This is a genomic window from Paenibacillus bouchesdurhonensis, from assembly GCF_900155685.1.
Lineage (GTDB): Bacteria > Bacillota > Bacilli > Paenibacillales > Paenibacillaceae > Fontibacillus > Fontibacillus bouchesdurhonensis.
Genome location: NZ_LT732547.1, coordinates 591,604 through 610,034 on the forward strand (window position 1 = coordinate 591,604; position 18,431 = coordinate 610,034).

10 protein-coding genes are annotated in these 18,431 nt (G+C 49.9%); 7 read left to right on the forward strand and 3 right to left on the reverse strand.

Features of this window, described 5'->3' with window-relative positions; all coding sequences use genetic code 11:
- Positions 1-126 precede the first annotated feature (126 nt).
- Together CZ379_RS02445 and CZ379_RS02450 are read left to right on the forward strand one after the other, a co-directional pair.
- Positions 127-873: an SDR family NAD(P)-dependent oxidoreductase gene (locus CZ379_RS02445; protein ID WP_110930152.1), complete on the forward strand. Its 747-nt coding sequence runs from the start codon at positions 127-129 to the stop codon at positions 871-873.
- A 274-nt stretch (positions 874-1,147) separates the two neighbouring features.
- Positions 1,148-8,536, forward strand: coding sequence for an immunoglobulin-like domain-containing protein (locus CZ379_RS02450; RefSeq protein WP_110930153.1), 7,389 nt, complete (start codon positions 1,148-1,150; stop codon positions 8,534-8,536).
- Positions 8,537-8,628: 92 nt separating this feature from the next.
- On the opposite strand, the gene CZ379_RS02455 is transcribed toward CZ379_RS02450, so the two are convergent.
- Positions 8,629-9,018: a hypothetical protein gene (locus CZ379_RS02455; protein WP_199925419.1), complete on the reverse strand. Its 390-nt coding sequence runs from the start codon at positions 9,016-9,018 to the stop codon at positions 8,629-8,631.
- Between the two features lie 95 nt (positions 9,019-9,113).
- On the opposite strand from CZ379_RS02455, the gene CZ379_RS02460 reads away from it, so the two are divergent.
- Together CZ379_RS02460 and CZ379_RS02465 are read left to right on the forward strand one after the other, a co-directional pair.
- Complete coding sequence (locus tag CZ379_RS02460) at positions 9,114-9,860, forward strand: MerR family transcriptional regulator (protein WP_110930154.1); 747 nt, start codon at positions 9,114-9,116, stop codon at positions 9,858-9,860.
- Positions 9,861-9,900: 40 nt separating this feature from the next.
- Positions 9,901-10,752 (forward strand): MBL fold metallo-hydrolase, encoded by an 852-nt coding sequence (locus CZ379_RS02465; RefSeq protein WP_110930155.1) that lies wholly within the window; start codon positions 9,901-9,903, stop codon positions 10,750-10,752.
- Between the two features lie 128 nt (positions 10,753-10,880).
- Here CZ379_RS02465 and CZ379_RS02470 read toward each other — a convergent pair whose 3' ends face one another.
- The gene (locus CZ379_RS02470; RefSeq protein ID WP_110930156.1) at positions 10,881-11,765 is read right to left on the reverse strand and encodes a DMT family transporter; all 885 of its coding nucleotides are present in this window, start codon (positions 11,763-11,765) and stop codon (positions 10,881-10,883) included.
- Positions 11,766-11,998: 233 nt separating this feature from the next.
- Here CZ379_RS02470 and CZ379_RS02475 point away from each other — a divergent pair, with 233 nt between their 5' ends.
- Positions 11,999-12,577 carry a nitroreductase family protein gene (locus CZ379_RS02475; protein ID WP_110930157.1) on the forward strand — a complete coding sequence of 193 codons (579 nt, stop codon included), beginning with the start codon at positions 11,999-12,001 and terminating at the stop codon, positions 12,575-12,577.
- Between the two features lie 118 nt (positions 12,578-12,695).
- On the opposite strand, the gene CZ379_RS02480 is transcribed toward CZ379_RS02475, so the two are convergent.
- Positions 12,696-14,021 (reverse strand): hemolysin family protein, encoded by a 1,326-nt coding sequence (locus tag CZ379_RS02480; protein ID WP_110930158.1) that lies wholly within the window; start codon positions 14,019-14,021, stop codon positions 12,696-12,698.
- Positions 14,022-14,224: 203 nt separating this feature from the next.
- Between CZ379_RS02480 and CZ379_RS02485 the strand changes: the two genes are divergently transcribed.
- Both CZ379_RS02485 and CZ379_RS02490 read left to right on the forward strand, forming a co-directional pair.
- Positions 14,225-16,402, forward strand: a complete 2,178-nt coding sequence (locus CZ379_RS02485; protein ID WP_110930159.1) for a DUF6359 domain-containing protein — start codon at positions 14,225-14,227, stop codon at positions 16,400-16,402.
- 913 nt (positions 16,403-17,315) lie between these two features.
- Positions 17,316-18,350 carry a LacI family DNA-binding transcriptional regulator gene (locus CZ379_RS02490; protein WP_110930160.1) on the forward strand — a complete coding sequence of 345 codons (1,035 nt, stop codon included), beginning with the start codon at positions 17,316-17,318 and terminating at the stop codon, positions 18,348-18,350.
- The last annotated feature ends 81 nt before the right edge of the window (positions 18,351-18,431 follow it).

An 18,431-nucleotide genomic window follows, 5' to 3' on the forward strand; every position in this document is an offset into this window, starting at 1 on the left:
TACCAGTTGCTTACATGGATTAACGACTACTCAGATTGAGCTGCATGGCAGGGAACTTAATGTCAGATTCGTAAAGCGCAGTTTATAATGATTACACTACAAAGTTAATAGGACGGAGGTACTCTTATGGAGAGAGGCAATTTCATCATTACCGGAACATCGAAGGGAATCGGCGAGCAGTTGGCGAGCATGCTGCTGGATCGGGGACACTATGTATATGGCATCGCTCGTGGAAGCTCGGAAGCTTTACGCAGCTATAGCAACTACACTCATCGAACCTTTGATTTAAGCGAGATCAAGGCGATCGATTCCCTAATTGAAGAGATAGTTAATGGAGTAAATATTAACGACTCCGAAATAATTTGCCTAGTTAATAATGCAGCTGTGCTCGAACCGTTAAAACCGATTGAGCGCTGCACCCCCGTAGAAATCCAGCAACATTTGCAAGTCAGCTTAATGGCCCCGATGATATTAACCTCCAGTTTTATTCGCTGCACCGAGCATATGGACATCAGAAGGAAAATCATGAATCTCAGCTCAGGTTCAGGAACGCATCCCGCACCTGGCATGAGTGTATATTGCACGGCTAAGGCTGGAATCAATATGTTCACTGAATGTCTCGGGTTAGAGCAATCAAGCCGATCAAGACCTGTGGAGATCATAGCGGTAGATCCGGGAATGGTTGAGACAGAGCTGCAGGCGGCTGCTCGGGGCAAGGATGAGCAGGAATTCGGGATGGCCAAGCTTTTCAAACAAGCACACGAATCAGGGCAAATTCAATCTACCGAGGAGCTTGGAAGGCATCTGCTGAGAATAATCGAGGATGAAATTGCTCCTGGCAGGCTTGTCAATTACGCAGAGTACGGGCGGTGAGGGCCTGGGGATTTAGTGGAAGGAGAGGCTTCTAACGGGATCGTGATAGGTTCATGAGAAGAGCGCCACGATCATCATCGATCATCTAATAAGAAAACAAATTTTTCGAGCAAAAAACCCCAGCTTTTGAACTACAGCACGCATCCCTCCCTCCCGCATACAAAAATATAACGTACCTTCTCGACAAGCAACTCCATTTAAGTACCGGTCCTTGCCCGGTATACTCTTTTGTAAGCGGTTCCATAATTGCATTACTACTGGGGGAGGTTAAAGGATGACGAGAAAGGGAGTAGTTTCATTGTTTCTATCACTGCTCATGATATGGATGAGCCTTCCAGGCTTATCGCCTCGGGCAGCATCGGCAGCAGACTTATCTAGTTCAGGAACGGGGGATAAGCTGATCTTGCATTATGATATGAAAAATGTCTTGGGCAGCACCGTCGTCAACAGCGTTACAAGCAGCGTGTATGACGGCGAATGGATTAACCAGCAGCAGGCTCAGCTCGTGCAGGAGGCCGATTACGGGTATATCGACTTTGCGGGGGGAACCGCAGCGCAGTCTTATATTTCGATACCCGAAGGAGTATTGAACGGGCTTACGGATGTTACGGTTTCCGCGCTCGTAAATTGGAAGGGCAATCAGGCGGCAGAATGGTTGTTTGCTCTAGGGCAAGACAGCAGCAAATATTTATATTTCACACCCAAATACAATTCGGATAGCAGCGCTCGCTTTGGCATAGCTACCGATGGTTGGAGGAATGAAGTCTCTGCTAGAACTGGAACACTTATGGCCAACGACTGGAAGCTGGTTACCGTCGTGATGTCGGGAACAGACGGGACGCTGACTCTGTATATGGACGGCATGCAGGCTGCCGTGGGTTCAACGAATGGCATGACCCTGGCGGATCTTAACCCTGTCGGAGGCGTTAGCGGCTTTATTGGCAAATCCTTTTACGCGGACACAGCTGATGATCCGTATTTTGGTGGGAAAATAGCCGACTTCCGCATATACAATGAAGCGTTAAGCGCATCTGAAATCGCGCAGTTAAATGCGGAAGCTGCGGCTAAAATTTTGCTGATTGAAGGAACGCAGCCGTCACCATCCGCAAACGCGCAGAAAATCCTGCATTACGATATGAAGACGACGCGAACATCCGGCAGTGAAACGATACTGAAGGACGTATCGGGAAATACAGTGAGCTTCGATGGCCTATTCAGAAATCCGCAAAACGGCCAGCTTGTCTTCAACCAGAAAGCAGGATTTGTCGCCTTCGATGGCGGGAGCGCGACATCCAACAGCGGATACATTGAAATCCCGAAGGGGAGCGACGGTTCAGATCTGCTGAGCGGATTGGATGCCGTGACCCTATCCGCATTGGTGAATTGGGACGATGATGGAGCGAATCGTTGGATTTTCGGGCTGGGCACGGTGACGGATGACGCCGAATACGGCAATAAATATTTCTTTGCTACGCCGCGCCACGGCAGCGATAACACGGCCGGAACGGGGATATCCAAGGCAGGCTGGCGGAATGAAGCGTTAGTTAAGGGAGCGCCGCCCCTGCAAGCCGGTGCGTGGAAGCTAGTGACCACTGTATATTCAGAAGCAGCGGATACGCTAACTTTGTATGTGGATGGCGTAAAAGTCACATCCGGCTCGGCCAAAGGGATTAAGCTCGCGGAGATCATAGATCCGAGCGCCGCTTTCTCGGGCTTTATAGGCAAATCGATCTTTAAAGCGGATGGCTTCTATAAAGGGCGTGTTAGCGATTTTCAGGTATATAAAGGAGCGCTGACAGATCAAGAGGTAGCGGATTTATATGCGGAGGCGGTAAGCAATATCTCCGAGGTTCACCAGTTGGTCATAGAGGATGCCCACGCCTCTCTTAAGGTCGCCGATTATTTGGGAGCGGGAGATACTAGCATTGATGCGATTACTAAAGACTTGACTCTCTCTGCCACAGGTAAACATGGGGTTAACATCTCATGGAGCTCCGATCACCCTGGCGTAATTGCTCCTAATGGGGCGGTAACGCGTCCGAGCATTCATGCTGGCGATCAGGTGGTTCAGCTGACGGCTGAGCTTTCCTATGAAGGCTTAACCGCGCAAAAGGCGTTTACCGTCAAGGTGCTGCAGGAATTCACGGATGCGCAGAAGGCAGCGCTCGATGCTGATCAACTTGAAATTTTCAATGTGCAAAACATTAAGGGCAATATCAGATTATCTACGGAGGGAGAACATGGCTCCACGGTTACGTGGGTATCCAGCCATCCGCAAGTCGTCAAAGGCACCGCAGAAGCAGTTGCAGCAGGAGACCTGACCCAACTGGGCAGAGTGGCCCGCCCGGCGGTGGATACAGCCGTTACATTGACGGCAACGGTTGGGCAGGGAGGGGAGACGGCTACTAGAATCTTCAACTTAATAGTCAAAAGAGACCCCGGTGCATTGGACTATGACGCCTATTTCTTCTCTTATTTCACGGGAGAATACGAGGGGGGCGAGGAAATTTCCTTTGCCACGGCGGAAGATCCTTTAATGTGGCGATCGCTAAATAATGGACAGTCGATTCTCCAATCGACCATGGGGGAGAAGGGACTGCGCGATCCGTTTGTGATCCGCTCGCCGGAGGGAGATAAATTCTACATGCTGGCGACAGATTTGAAAATGGGCGAGAGCACGAATTTCGACCAGGCGCAAATAACCGGCAGCCACTACATGATGGTGTGGGAATCGGATGATCTTGTAAATTGGAGCGAGCAAAGAATGGTCGAGGTTGCTCCGAAGAAAGGCGGGAATACCTGGGCACCGGAGGCTTTTTACGATAAAAATACAGGCGACTATGTTGTGTTCTGGGCATCTTCCATGAAAGTTGAGGACACGTACGGCAAGTATCCCAACGGAAGGCCGGCAGGGCAATACAACGTGATGTACTATGCAACGACCCGAGACTTTCACACCTTCTCCGAGCCGAAGGTATTCATCGACGAGGGTTTCCCAACAATTGACACAACCTTTATTGAGCATAACGATATGCTGTACCGGTTCACGAAATCGGAGATCGGCTATAAAGTGTATTACGAGAAGGCGCCCCAAATTTTCTATGACCGTGATGGCATCGGGCCTGAGCTGAACGGCTATCAATATGAGCCGATTGCAGGCACGAGAAGCGGCAATCAAGGGTTGATCGGGCATGCGGGCAACAATGAGGGCCAGACGGTATTCAAGGATATCCACGAGGACAAATGGTACTTATTCCTGGATTCCTGGCCATATCATGTTCGAGTGTCCACCAATTTGGAAGATGGGACGCAGTTCAAAGAAAATCTTCTGCCAAGCTCTGCGTATGCGCTGCCGCCAGGCCCTCGCCACGGTACAGTGATCCCGATTACGAGGGCGGAATACGATGCGCTCCAAGCGGCCTACGGGGTTGCTGGGCCAGCGCCTGCCATACAGCCGGTGGTGCACTATACATTTGATCCGGCAGATATCGTCGGGACGACGGTCAAGGACGTGTCCGGCAATGGCCGTGATGCACAGCTGGTAGGCGGCGCGGCGGTCGTTACGCAGGATGCCGTCGGCGGAATGGGCGGTGCCATTGAGCTTGATGGCCGCACGGGCTATGTTCAGCTGCCGGATAATTTGATTCAAGATTTGAATTTGCAGCAGGCAACGTTCTCCACCTGGGTGAAGGCCGACAAAAACCAGGCCAACCAAAGAATATTTGATTTTTCCTCAGAGACAGGGCGAGCTGTAAATAGGAACACGATGTATTTGAGCACTCAGGGGGATAGTGGCAATTTGGAGTTTGCCATCATTACTCCGTTTACGGAGAAGTTTGCGAACGAGTCAGCTGTACTGGGAGCGAATTATAAATATGCTGTGAAGGCTTCCCGCATGGATGCTGGCGTATGGCAGCATGTCGCGCTTACGATCGAGGACTTCGACGCGGTATTGTATGTGAACGGTGTTGAAGCGGCCAGAAGCTCCACCTATAACGTGGAGCCGAGAATGCTGCTAGAGACGACGATGAACTACATCGGCAAATCGAGAAACGGAGCGCATCCGCTGTTTGACGGTAGGTTCGATGATTTCAGAATTTATAATCGGGCGCTTACAGCTGATGAAATCGTGGCATTAGCCGATGAAGTCGTGGATGATCCGTCAGAACAGCCTTCGAATGCGGAGAAGATTTTGCACTACGATATGCATCATATTGAAGGAACGGTCGTGAAGGATCAAACCGGGCGTTTTGACGGAACTTGGGTGAACTCGCAGCAAGCGGAATGGCTTCATACTGCGGAAGCTGGCACCTTGAGCTTTACAGGAGGCAGTACCAGCTCCTATATCGAAATACCGCAGGGTGTCCTAACAGGCCTGACGGATATCACCGTATCCTCTTTAGTGCATTGGAAAGGGGCGCATTCCGCCGAATGGATTTTTGCATTGGGGCAGGATAGCAATAAATACTTGTTTGTGACCCCCAAACGCAACTCCGGTGACGGTTCGGCCAGGCTAGGCTTAGGCATTACGAGCTGGAATAATGAAGCGGCGGCCAATGCGGCAACGGGTTCGCTGGAGGCGGATGAATGGAAGCTGGTCACAGCTGTGATGTCGGAAACCGAGGGAACGTTAACGTTGTATATCGACGGTGTGGAAGTTGCTGCGGATTCTACAAGGGGTTATACGCTATCGCAGATTAACAATGTTGGTGGATCTAGCGGTTACGTGGGTAAATCATTCTACGAGGCTGATCCTTACTATAGCGGCATGATTGCAGACTTTAGAGTTTACGATGGAGCGTTAACGGCAGCGGAGATTAAGGGGCTGCAAGGAGAGGCCGAAGCGAAGGCGGCGTATCTCCGTGAATTAACATTGCAGCAATCCGCCGACCGTCTAGACTATGCTCACTTCTTAAACCAAAATAGCAGCAAAGACGAAATCACGACGAGCCTGGCTTTTCCGGAAAAAGGAGAGTACGGTACCATAATTACCTGGCAATCGCAAAATGAAGCCCTAGTTACGAATCAAGGCGAGGTGATTAGGCCGGCGCATGAAGCGGGCAACCAGAGCGTAAATTTGATCGCTACGCTATCCAATGGTGCCCATTCGCTTACTAAAATGTTCACGGTTACGATTGTGAGCAAATCCTCGAATGCAGAGGCGCTTAAGGCAGATGTGGAGGCCTTGCAGGTTCATAACATTAACGATGTTAGAGGCAATTTGACCTTGCCGACCGCGGGTGAGAACGGTTCTACGATCACTTGGGTCTCAGAACGACCGGAGATCGTGACGGCGACCGGAGAAGTCAACCGTCCAACGCATGGCAGCGGTGATGCCACCGTGAAATTGACGGCAAGAATTACACTCAATAACGAAGTCATGACGAAGGCATTTCTGGCTGTGGTGAGAGAAATGCCTGTCCGGGAAGACTATACAGCTTACGTATTCACTTACTTTACGGGCGAGGGCAAGGCGAATGGCGAGCAAATTTACTTTGCGCTCAGCGAGGGGAATGATCCGCTGCGCTGGAGAGAGTTGAACAATGGGAACCCGGCGCTGATATCCAATTTGGGTGAAAAAGGGCTGCGGGATCCGTTCATCATTCGTTCACCCGAAGGAGATAAGTTCTACCTGATTGCCACCGACCTAAGAATCTATGGCAACGGCGATTGGCATCGCTCGCAAACGAACGGCAGCCGCTCGATCATGGTCTGGGAATCGCGTGACCTGATCAACTGGTCGGAGCAGCGCATGGTAGAGGTATCTCCGCCGGAGGCTGGAAACACGTGGGCGCCGGAAATTATCTATGATCGCACAACCGGCGAATACGTCGTTTTCTGGGCGTCGAAGCTGTACGACAACGAGGAGCAGCGCAAGAATGGCGCGACTCATCAGCGCATGGTTTACGCGAAAACGAGAGACTTCTATACCTTTACGAAGCCTGAAATCTATATGGATTACGGCTATTCGATTATCGATACGACGATGATTGAGCATGACGGGCAAATATACCGCTTCACGAAGGATGAGCGGGGGAACTCTGCGTCGTCTCCGAACGGCAAATATATTTTCCAGGAGGCAGGCGATACGGTATTCGATCCGAATTACCGCTTGATCCTTGAGGGCTTAGGCAAGGGGATGGTAGGTCATACCGAGGGGCCGACGATATTCAAATCCAATACCGAAGAGAAGTGGTATCTGTTCCTGGACGAATTTGCGCAGCGCGGCTATGTTCCGTTAGAAACGACGGATTTGGCTTCGGGCATCTGGACAATGCCCGCCTCGTACTCGCTGCCATCCAGTCCGCGCCATGGCACGGTGATTCCCATTACGCAATCCGAGTATGAGCGGATTCAGCAGCAGGTTCCCGGCATTGAACAGCCGAGCATGGACATTAAAGTAACGGGAATTACTTTGGATCAGGGGAATGCGGTAGTCGCTGTAGGAGAGCAGTTGCAATTATCTGCAAGGATTACTCCAGTCGACGCTGTAAACAAAACGGTGGCTTGGTCGAGCAGTGATGAGGCGATTGTTGTAGTGAATGAAACAGGCTCAATCACGGCATTGAAGGAGGGCACGGCTTACGTAACGGTTACAACAGCTGACGGCGGTTATATGGCGGTAAGCGAGATCGTCGTGCAGGCCGATCAAGCTTCTGGGCACGTTCCGGTAACCGGAGTTTCACTTGATCGAGTCAAGCTGACCGTGACAGAAGGGGAGCAAGTGCAGCTGAATGCTGCCATAACGCCGGAGCAGGCTGCGAATAAAGCAGTAGTATGGTCGAGCAGCAATGACAAAGTCGCCGCGGTAGACAGTACGGGCAAGATCACTGCTCTGCAGGTCGGAACGGCGAGAATCGTGGTGACAACGGTAGACGGCGGATTTACAGCGCAAGCTGAAGTTAGCGTAGTCAGACGTTCTTCCGGCGGCGGAAATTCTGGTGGCGGAAGCAGCGGGTCTTCCTCCGGCGGCACTTCCCTTCCGAGCAAGGATAGCGGCAAAATGCCGAAGCCTGATGCTGAGTCTGAGCAAATTCCAGGGGCAGCGCCTGGACAAACGCCTGGACTAACGCCAGAGCCGGGGGCAAATCCGCAATCGCCTGCTGGAAACATTCCATTCAAGGACGTGCAGAGCCACTGGGCGGCGGGCTCCATTCAGCGGCTGACGGAGCAGCAGTTCATGTATGGGTATCCTGACGGCAGCTTTAAACCAAATCAAAATATGAGCCGGGCGGAGTTTATGGTAGTTATTTCGCGCATACTCGGTTTGGAGGCTGCACAGGGAGAGTCTGCGTTTGCGGATGTTCGGGCAGACGCCTGGTACAGCAAATATCTGAATGCCGTGCATCAGCAGGGAATTGTGAAAGGCTTTGCTGACGGTACACTGAAGCCGGAACAGGAAATTACGAGGGAGGAGGCCTTTGCCATTCTCCATCGGATTGGGAAGTTTCAGTTGCTCGCAGCAAACAGCCATTCTGTCGATGGTGCCATTGAGCTGTCTTTTGCAGATCAGGATCAATTATCGGAGTGGGCGAAGGAAGCAGTTTCCGCATTTCACGAATCGCATATACTAAGCGGATATCCCGATGGCACGATTAAACCAAAGAACAGTATTACTCGTGCGGAAATCGCAACGATATTATCCAAGCTGCTAGAGCTTTAATCTATGGGGTTAAACATCATCTTAAGCTAAAAAAGGCGGGGAGTGGATCATACGAAATGATCCGCTCCCCGCTTGCTTTGTCCTCAGAACTATTATCCGTCGTTTTCCGCCTTGCTATTATTCAGATCATTTCCGAACAGACTGGTTAAGAGCATAACTGCCACGCTTAATGCAATAAGCACGAATACCCATATGATGATCCGCAGCCCATCCTTTGCCTGAAACTTGCTTAATCCAACCTCTGCCCAAGGCAAATGTTTTGGACGAAGAGCAAGGAGGTATAAGCCCGTAAGCAGGACAATCGCAATCGTTAGCCCTGTTAGTGTGCCTGAGTATAGCGAGTCGTCCAACCAGGATTGATACAAGCTCTCGGCTCCGTATTTCACTCCGGCCATCACGAAGATGAACTCGAGCAGCAACAGCAGCGCGAATTCCCTCCATGTCCATGGATCTTTGGTTCTCCATTCTGTCATACTGTTCATGGCAAGCTCCTTTCCAATCCCCTCCTGTGTTATAATTTGCATTATAAAAGGTGACGTAACGTTACCTTCAAGTGACTTTTTCTGGAGGCTCGAAAATGGCTGGCTGGACAACCGGACAAGTATCCAAACTGCGGAATATTTCAGTACGCACGCTGCGTTATTATGATCAGATAGGACTTCTAACGCCAAGCCTTAAGCTGGATAATGGCCGTCGCTACTACTCGGAGGAAGATTTGTTTACGCTTGAGAAAATCATGCTGCTCAAATCCCTCTCCCTGTCGCTAGAGGATATCCAGAAGGTGCTAGGACAGCTATCCTTGCGGGATATCTTAATCGCCCACCATCAGCATCTCCGAGAGAAACTTTCTACTTTGCAGGCGAGTATCGTGAATACCGCATCGCTTATCAATATGCTGGATCTGGAAGGAGGCGTTTCCTGGGAGCGGGTGTCCGCCCTCGTCCAGAATGCGCAGACCGGTACGAAGAAATGGACGGATTACTTTGCTGAGGAGGAACGCGAGTTCCTGCAAAGAGCCTTGCCTGCTTTGGAAAGCGGAGACCGGGCAACCCAGCAGTATGTTTCACTGCTTCGGCGAATCGAGCATTGTGTGAAATATTCTATTTCCCCTGAGTCAGAGGAGGGGTATAGGCTTGCCTGCGAGCTGATTGAGTTGTCGGATGAAACCTTCGGCGGGGACGAGGAACTGATGGACAGGTTCTGGGAAATTCGTAAGCAGCCTGCCGAGGATACGGGACTTTATCCAGTATCGCCGGAGGTATTGGATTTTGTGGAGCGGTCTATTTCATACGCAATGATGAAAAGGACGAGCAAAGATGTTTAATAGATCATTAAAGAAGTTTAGATCGACAGGAGGGCTAATTATGGCTAAGCATCACAGACGAGGAGCAGAATTGATCCAGGAAGTGAACCGCACTGAGCTTCCCTTCGGAACGCTGGCAATTTGGTTTTTAGGTCAGGAGAGCGTAATTATAAAAGGTGATGGAGTAACAGTGTACGTGGATCCCTATGTATCGGATCACCTGGATCTTCCCCGTTCTTATCCCGCGCCGATTGCCCCGGAAGATATTACTGGAGCTGACCTGTGTCTGATTACTCATGAGCACGTAGATCATATGGACGCGGGAACACTGCCTATTTTTCATCGTCAAAACAAGGAGGCGCCTATTATGGCCCCCGCTTGCTGCAAATCCGCTTTGATCGAAATGGGCGTGCAGGCTTCGCAAATTCTTGAAGCAGACGACAGCCAAAAGGCAGAGCTGTTCTCCAAAATAAAAATTACGACAATTCCTGCGGCACATGAACAACTGGACAAGGATTCGGCTGGAAAGCATCGCTACGTGGGATATGTGATTGAACTGAATGGTGTTACTTTATATCATGCCGGAGATACGGTAATTTTCCCTGAACTGGTGGAGCAAATGAGCGCGATCCAAACTGACGTTGCCCTGCTTCCGATTAACGGGGCTGATTATTTCCGCCGGGAGCGCGGGATTGTCGGCAATATGAACTACAGGGAAGCGGCCGAGTTCGCGGTGAGAATCGGTGCGGAGACGGCCATTCCGCTGCATTATGACGTATTTGCGGGGAATGCCGAGAAGCCGGGACATTTCGTGGACTACCTTTATGAACACTTTCCTGAGCAGAAATGCCATGTCATGGCTCGCGGCGAGCGGTTCATATATGTGAAGAGCAGCACCTTCCTTCGGCCGTAAGGCCGAGGGAGATTTTTGATAGTGTCTGGTTAGACGCTTTTCTCATTTCGGTGGCATCTCTTTAAGCAGGTAATTTAGGCTAGCCACCATCGTGCAGCTTAACACTGTGAGCAGTGAGCGGTGCAAAATCATTTTAATGGCCGATACCGCATGAAAATCCAGACCCCGACAAGGATGATAAGCCCAGAAAATAGCTGCAATCCCGTCAGTACTTCGCCAAGGAGTACCCAAGCGAGCAGGGAGGCGCAGATCGGCTCGCCCAGAATGGCCATGGAAACTGTGGTGGCATTCATGTACTTCAGCAGCCAATTAAACAGGTAATGGCCGAACAGGGTAGATACGATGGACATGAGGAGGAATATTCCCCACTCCTTCGCAGGGTACCCGGTAAACGGATAATCCATCGTCAGATTATACCCGGCCAACGAACAGGCTGCCATGAAGAACATCCAGAAGTTATATGGCAGAGCGTTCAGCTCTTTGCGCAGGTGCTGGGCAATCAGCATATTGATGGATATTGTCAATGTGCCGAGCAGTGATAACACGTCTCCGTATAGGGCGGTGCCTGACAAGCGGAAATCTCCAGAGCCAATCGCGATGGAGCCGACTACCGCGATGCCCATGCCCAGCAGCATCATGCGGTTGATCCTGTCCTTGAACAGCCAGATCGAGCCGAGCATGACGAGTACGGGCTGCAGCGTTAGAATGACCGTCGAGCTTGCTACGCTCGTAAATCGCAACGAGTTCATCCATAGCAGAAAATGGAGCCCTAACAGCATGCCTGATACGGCGAGCAGCCCCCATTGTTTCGGTTTGAGCCGCAGCATTTCATGCCTGCTTCGCCAGGCGAAAGGAAGCAGAATCAAATTGGTGATGAATAAGCGGTACATCGCGATAACGGATGCCTCCGTATTCGACCAGCGAACAAAGATGGCCGAGAAAGAAATGGCGACGATGCCTAGTACAAAGAACACTTCATATGTTCTCCCGGCACGTTGGCTGCCAGATGACATGTATTAAACTCCCTTCAGTGATGCTTATTATCGTTGCTGAGTTGGAGTCGCAAAAATTAATTTTTTGGAGATCCACAACATTCTATTATACGAGCATTTAGGAGAATTGAGAATTGATAGATTTTGTTTTTCATGAGAAAAGAGTTGTCTTGATGTGAGTAAAGGATTCGAGCAGCCCCATATTTGCTTGTAAATGTTAGAATGGAAGGGTAGAAGGAGGAGGTTAACGAGCTATGGATGTAATGGAAGCTATTCATACCAGAAGAAGTATTGGAAAAGTCAAACAAGACAAAATTTCCGTGGAGATAATTGAGCGGATTCTTGAGGCTGGAACCTGGGCACCCAATCATAGACATACCGAGCCATGGCAGTTCTTCGTCCTCAGAGGAAAGGGCCGGGAGCAATTGGGCCAGGCGCTGGCGGACATCATGCGGGAGGGGCTGGAAGACCCCGATTCTCCTGAAGCCCAGGAGTCAATGGATAAAGCCTGCGCCAAGGCATTTCGTGCACCTGTTATTATTGCCGTAGCCGTAACCCCTGTTGATCGGCCGGGCGTGATCGAGCTGGAGGAATACGGGGCCGTATTTGCTGCAATACAGAACATGCTGCTGGCGACCCATAGTTTGGGGCTAGGAGCGGTATGGAGAACGGGAGAGCCGTGTTATCACCATATTATGAATGAAGCCTTTGGACTTCGCTCGCAGGATAAAATGCTGGGGTTCATTTACCTCGGTGTTTCGGATATGGGCGAGCTGAATGGGAAGAGAGCAGACTTTCGCAGTAAGACCGTTTGGATCGGCGAAGAAGAATAGACAAAGGAAGCTCCCCAGCTTCCCACAGGACGAGTTTATAAATAATAAAGAACCTCAATCCTTAAGGGAGTACATCCCGGTGATTGAGGTTCTTTCATGTTCTATCTATTCAAAATACTTATTCAAATGCTTCTTCATGCTCGGTGGCTTGTTTAATAATTTCAAGCTTTCTGAAACGATGCGGTTCTTTCTCCAGCAGCTTAAAAATAAGGCCCTGATGCTCGAATGTCTCGTCTTCATTCATTTCCGGGTTCATGCCGTACAACCAGCCGCCGATCGTATCGACATCCTCCGTATTCAGATCGGTCAGCATGATGTCGTTAATCTGATTAATCGTTACCTTGCCATCGACGACCACATGGTGTTCATCCAGATGGACAATCGGTTGTTCTTCTTCTTTATCGAACTCGTCGCGGATTTCTCCGACGATTTCTTCGAGGATGTCCTCAATGGTGATCAACCCCGCCGTACCACCGTATTCATCGATTAATATGGCGATATGAGTACCTTCGTGCTGCATTCTTTTTAACAGCTCATTGACCGGAGTCACCTCAGATACAGCCATAACCGGCTGCAGAATCGAGGAAATCTCTAGGTTTGGGTTATCCTCGTACGCGAGGAAGAATTGTTTCGTATTGATAATACCCACGATATTATCCTTATGTCCCTCGACAACAGGAAAGCGGGTATACTGCTGTTCTTTAATGATCCCCAGGTTCTCTTCCCGGGTCTTGTCTGTATATAAGCACACCATATCAGTGCGCGGAATCATAATTTCTTTGGCTAGCATATTATCAAAAGCAAATATTCGGTTCACGTACCCGTATTCGCTTTGATTGATTTTACCGCTTTCGAAGCTTTCGTTAATGATGATTTGCAGTTCTTCCTCCGAGTGAGCTTCTTCATGCTCGCTGGCAGGCTTGATTCCAAAAAGGCGTACAAGCTGAAGTGCAGATCCGTTGAGCGCCCAAATGAATGGGTGCATGATCTTGGTAAAAATGATAAGTGGTTTTGCTGTAATCAAGGCAACCTGCTCCGCTCTGCGAATGGCGATCGTCTTTGGAGCCAATTCTCCTACAACAACGTGAAGGTAAGTAATTACGGCAAAAGAGATGATAAATGAAATAACGCTGCTTACTGCTTCAGGTACATTTAAACTATGGAGCAGTGGGTGAAGCATTTTCTCCACTGTCGGTTCTCCTAACCAGCCAAGTCCGAGCGCTGTAATTGTAATTCCCAATTGGCAAGCCGACAAGTAACCGTCCAGATTGCTAGTCACTTGTTTGACCGAGAGAGCATTCTTACTCCCTTCGGCTATCATTTGATCCACCCGACTTGCCCGTACCCGTACGATAGCAAATTCCACGGCTACGAAAAACGCTGTAAACCCGATTAGTATGGCGACCAGCACCAAGTATAGTGCCAAAAGCCTGTCACTATCCATTCGATTCATCTACTCCTTTAAATAATAAGATATGAAATACTATTAATTATATAGCATGCTTTACTGGAAAGCTAATGGAAGACACAATTTTGCCACAAATGAAATTTTACAATAAATTTACAATAAAACCATCGTGAGGAATTTATTCGCATTTATTATAAAAAAGTAATCTATGAATTTAGAGAGGGAGGAATCGATTACGAATGAGTAAGAAATGGCTAAGAAAGTGGCTTCAATATGCAGTCGTTGGCGCGCTAACAGTTACGACGGTTTTTGGCTTTAGTCCTTGGATGATGGCAAATGCGCATGCGGAGGAGCATCGGCCCCAGGCCGCTCTCGAGCTAAGTGCTGGGAATTCTGCAGCAACCGCTAGTGACAGTTTGCAGGTGACAGCTGCGCCGCTTACTGTGTCCGAGGCTATCGCCAAAGGAAATAATGGGGAAGCCGTCCAAGTTAGCGGTTATATTGTTGGACATGCTACCGGCTCGTTAACAGCGAAGTTTCAAAGTCCTTTTTCGAATGATTACAATTTCTTGATCGCCGACGATCCAGCGGAGCAAAGCTCAGCTAAACTGATCGATGTGCAGATTCCCTCCAGTCTTAGAGCCGAATTTGGATTGCAGAGCAATCCGGGCTTGATCGGCGAGCGGGTAAATGTGGCGGGAAGCCTTGCAGCTTATAACAATTTCACCGGACTCAAAAGTGTGTCGACGATTCAGCTAGCCGATGCCGAGCAGCCGGAGCCGGGCGAAAATCCAGGAGAGCCAGGTGAAGAATCCCCTAGCGAGGAACCCCCGGGGCATGGAGGCATCCCGGCATTGCCTGATGGTACGGGCAAAAAAGTGATCTTCGATAATGCCCACGCCCAGACGGCCGGGGCTGCCGATTGGATCATCGACGGTGCATTTTCAGACTTCGCTGATGGGCTGCGGGCGGCAGGATTTGCGGTAGAGTCACTGGAACGTGCTGCCCCCCATCAGTTCGATACTCCGGCGATTACGTATAACCGGCTCAAGGACTATGACGTATTCGTCATCCCTGAAGCGAATATTCCCTTCAAGTCTGCAGAGCAGGAGGCGATCGTCCAGTATGTTCAAGACGGCGGCGCCGTATTCTTTATTGCGGATCACTATAATGCGGATCGCAATAAGAACCGTTGGGACTCCTCCGAGGTATTCAACGGGTATCGCCGTGGTGCCTATAGCAATCCGGCTAAAGGCATGAGCGTGGAAGAAGCGAGCTCGCCGGCAATGCAGAATGTGATCAGCTCGGATTGGCTTGCCGATCATTTCGGCGTGCGTTTCCGCTATAATGCGCTGGGCGACGTAAATGCGACTGATATTGTCGTACCTTCGCAAGCGTTTGGAATTACGGCGGGCGTAAACGCCGTCGCGATGCATGCCGGTTCTACCCTGGCCATTATCGACCCGACGAAGGCGAAGGGAATCGTATACGTACCTGCCGGGGTACCGAAATGGGGCAATGCTGTGGACAGCGGTGTTTATAACGGCGGCGGCCGTGCGGAAGGCCCATATGCGGCCATTGCCAAAATCGGGCTAGGCAAAGCAGCCTTCATCGGCGACTCCTCGCCCGTTGAGGATGCCACGCCGAAGTACGTCCGCGAAGAGAACGGCGCGAGAAAAACGACGTATGACGGCTTCAAGGAAGTGGATGACGGGGTATTCCTCGTTCAGGCCGTCAAATGGCTGGCTCATGACGAAAGCTACACTTCGCTAAGCCAAGTACCGGGACTTGTGCTTGATACGCCAACTCAGCTGCACGCGTACGAAATTCCTTCAGCCTCGACGGAGCCGGCGCCTGAGCCATGGTCAGCCCCGGCCGCAGGCTACAAATGGTATGACCCGTCAACATTCAAGCCGGGCTCCTATGGTTCTTCACAGCCGCCGGCGGTCGAACCGGTATATGCCTTCGTGCATCAATCGCAGCTGCCAAGCGCACAGGAATTTACGATCCGCTTAACCGCGGATGGCTTGAATCCAGGACAGACGGTATCCGGCCTTAAGGCCGGAATTTATCTCAGCGGCGGGGAGCAAATCGCACGGTTCAAAAATAGTGACGGCTCGTGGTCGGCCTACGGGTACAGTCCGGATTTCTCGCTGACAGCGAATAGTCAGGGTTACGCCTACAAAGACCTCACTGTCCAGCTTAAGCCGAACCAAGCTGGAGCGGCGACTCTACGGCTTAAGGCAGGCAGCGCCAACGTGATTACGAAGTCGGTAACGATAGCCAATGTAAACGCCGAGCCGTTGCCTCTGGCAAGCAGATCCCTGATCCACGAAGGAATGAGTGCCGCGTACGCTGCGATTTATTCTCAGCGTTTATTGAGCGAAGTTTATTTGATCGCCGCGAAAAGTGCATAAACCTATTAATGCGCAAAATGAAGTGCATGAAGTGGAGTGTATGAAGTGAAGGTGTATGAAATGGAGTGCATACAGTATCAGCAGAGCCGATCGCAGGGGAGGTGCGCTGTGCAGTCAGTTTAGGTTAAGTAAAGGGGTGTCCCAAAATCATCATAGATGATCGAGGGGCGCCCCTTATCCGTTTTTAAATAGCTATCCGTTTCTTCCATCACTTTACTTCCTTGTCTGCCTACCATGCTCTAGTCCTATATAAGCTGAGTGCACTGAGATGCTGTGTGCAAAAATGCCATTCGCTAAGTTGTCATGCGCTAAAATGCCATACACTAAGCCGACTGCACACAAAGCTATCATACGCTAGGCTGTCATACACTCGTATGCACATTAAGCTGCCATACACCAAGCTGCTATGTCGTACACTAGATGGAATCCATGTATTTAATTTTGCCCTAAACGAATGTTCGAGGGAATTAGATGGATCCTATGTACCTAAAGTTGAGAATCCATTCCATGATTGGCATATCCTCTATTTTAATGACATTAAATCCAATAAATTCACTTTCCACGCCCCTCCCTCAGAAATTAACTACTATGAATCCATTTATACCAGCTGATCTATTAAAATGATGTGGGAAATAGATGTGGGGAAACGACGAATAAAGGAACAAGTACATAAAGGAACAAGTACGTAAATGTCCTATGAATACTGCTGTCCCCTCGCCACCCATATGGCCAATAGCTATCCAAGCATGCCCGGAGCACCTTATCGACAATCCTTTTTTGGGTATGCCCAGCTTGGATGTTATCCATACTATGTGCTGCCTTTTGCCGTTGCTTTGTGCCAGATTCGCCATTCGGATATGATAATAATTAGAAATTAGAAAAGGTCAACAGCCATTTGGCGGAGGAGCGACGAATGAACAAGGTAACGATGAAGGATATTGCCGAGGCGGCCAATGTGTCTTTGGCGACCGTGTCCTATGTGCTCAATAACAATACGAAGCAGAAAATAAGCGAGGAAACCCGTCAGCGGATTCTCGATATTTCCAAGGAGCTTCAATATGTGCCCAATATGGCCGCACGCAGCCTCGTTGGGAATACATCATCTAAGCTGGTCGCGATTGTTACGCTTAAGAACCACAATGACAAGCCCTGGCATAGGAGCCGATACCATGATTTGACGATGAAGCTTCAGGAGCTGCTGAATGAGCAGGGCTACGATGTGATCGTGGCAGGGACGGACAGCGTGCAGGTCGAGCTGGACATTATTCTAAAAAGAAAGCTCGATGCGCTGTTCATCATGGATGTGCCTGAGCAGCATTTTTTCAATATTTCACGCAAATTTACCGTACCGATTATCGTCATTGATAGCTATATCGAGGATAAGATGTTCCGAAAGGTCGTTTCCGACTATAGATCTGCGATAAAGCGGGCCAGAGAAATCATTGCTGCGCGAGCCTCGGGGAGTCACGCAGGTAATACTAGCGGAGGGATGAGTGGGAAGATTAACAATAATATTAATGAACGGACTAGCGAAGGGATGAACGAGCAGCTTGCCGAACAAGAACCATTTCTAGTAACCGGGAAATTTAATAACGATGGGATGGCGAACGCTGTTAAGGAATCTTTTCGCCCGGAGCACGTATATGAGATGGAGACGCGGGAAGGACTAGAGCGGTATATTCGAGCCCGCCGGGGGAACCCGGGAATTTTCATTAATGAGTGGCTCGCGGTAATGGCAGCGCCTTATATGAAAGCCGAGGATATGGTCGTGATTGTAAATTCCGGGGCAGAGTACTTGCTCCCAAGCGGGGTGCGGCGCATTGTGTATGATAACGAAGATAAGGCTCGGACAGCTATTGTCGTAATGGAGAAGCTGCTCCGCAAGGAATATGATGAGATTGAGGATTATAATTTCGTTGGTCCTTCTATTGGCGAATCGGCGGATTGACACTTCGGATTGAGTGGTGATATAATGCCGCTCATGCAAAGGACTTAAGCGTTTAAGTTATCCGTTATATTTCGTGATTGG

Bases quoted from the DNA above. Each gene is read 5' to 3' on its own strand.
- CZ379_RS02480 (WP_110930158.1), bottom strand. From the start codon at position 14,021: ATGGATAGTGACAGGCTTTTGGCACTATACTTGGTGCTGGTCGCCATA.
- CZ379_RS02445 (WP_110930152.1), top strand. From the start codon at position 127: ATGGAGAGAGGCAATTTCATCATTACCGGAACATCGAAGGGAATCGGC.
- CZ379_RS02485 (WP_110930159.1), top strand. From the start codon at position 14,225: ATGAGTAAGAAATGGCTAAGAAAGTGGCTTCAATATGCAGTCGTTGGC.
- CZ379_RS02490 (WP_110930160.1), top strand. From the start codon at position 17,316: ATGAACAAGGTAACGATGAAGGATATTGCCGAGGCGGCCAATGTGTCT.
- CZ379_RS02450 (WP_110930153.1), top strand. From the start codon at position 1,148: ATGACGAGAAAGGGAGTAGTTTCATTGTTTCTATCACTGCTCATGATA.
- CZ379_RS02460 (WP_110930154.1), top strand. From the start codon at position 9,114: ATGGCTGGCTGGACAACCGGACAAGTATCCAAACTGCGGAATATTTCA.
- CZ379_RS02475 (WP_110930157.1), top strand. From the start codon at position 11,999: ATGGATGTAATGGAAGCTATTCATACCAGAAGAAGTATTGGAAAAGTC.
- CZ379_RS02470 (WP_110930156.1), bottom strand. From the start codon at position 11,765: ATGTCATCTGGCAGCCAACGTGCCGGGAGAACATATGAAGTGTTCTTT.
- CZ379_RS02455 (WP_199925419.1), bottom strand. From the start codon at position 9,018: ATGAACAGTATGACAGAATGGAGAACCAAAGATCCATGGACATGGAGG.
- CZ379_RS02465 (WP_110930155.1), top strand. From the start codon at position 9,901: ATGGCTAAGCATCACAGACGAGGAGCAGAATTGATCCAGGAAGTGAAC.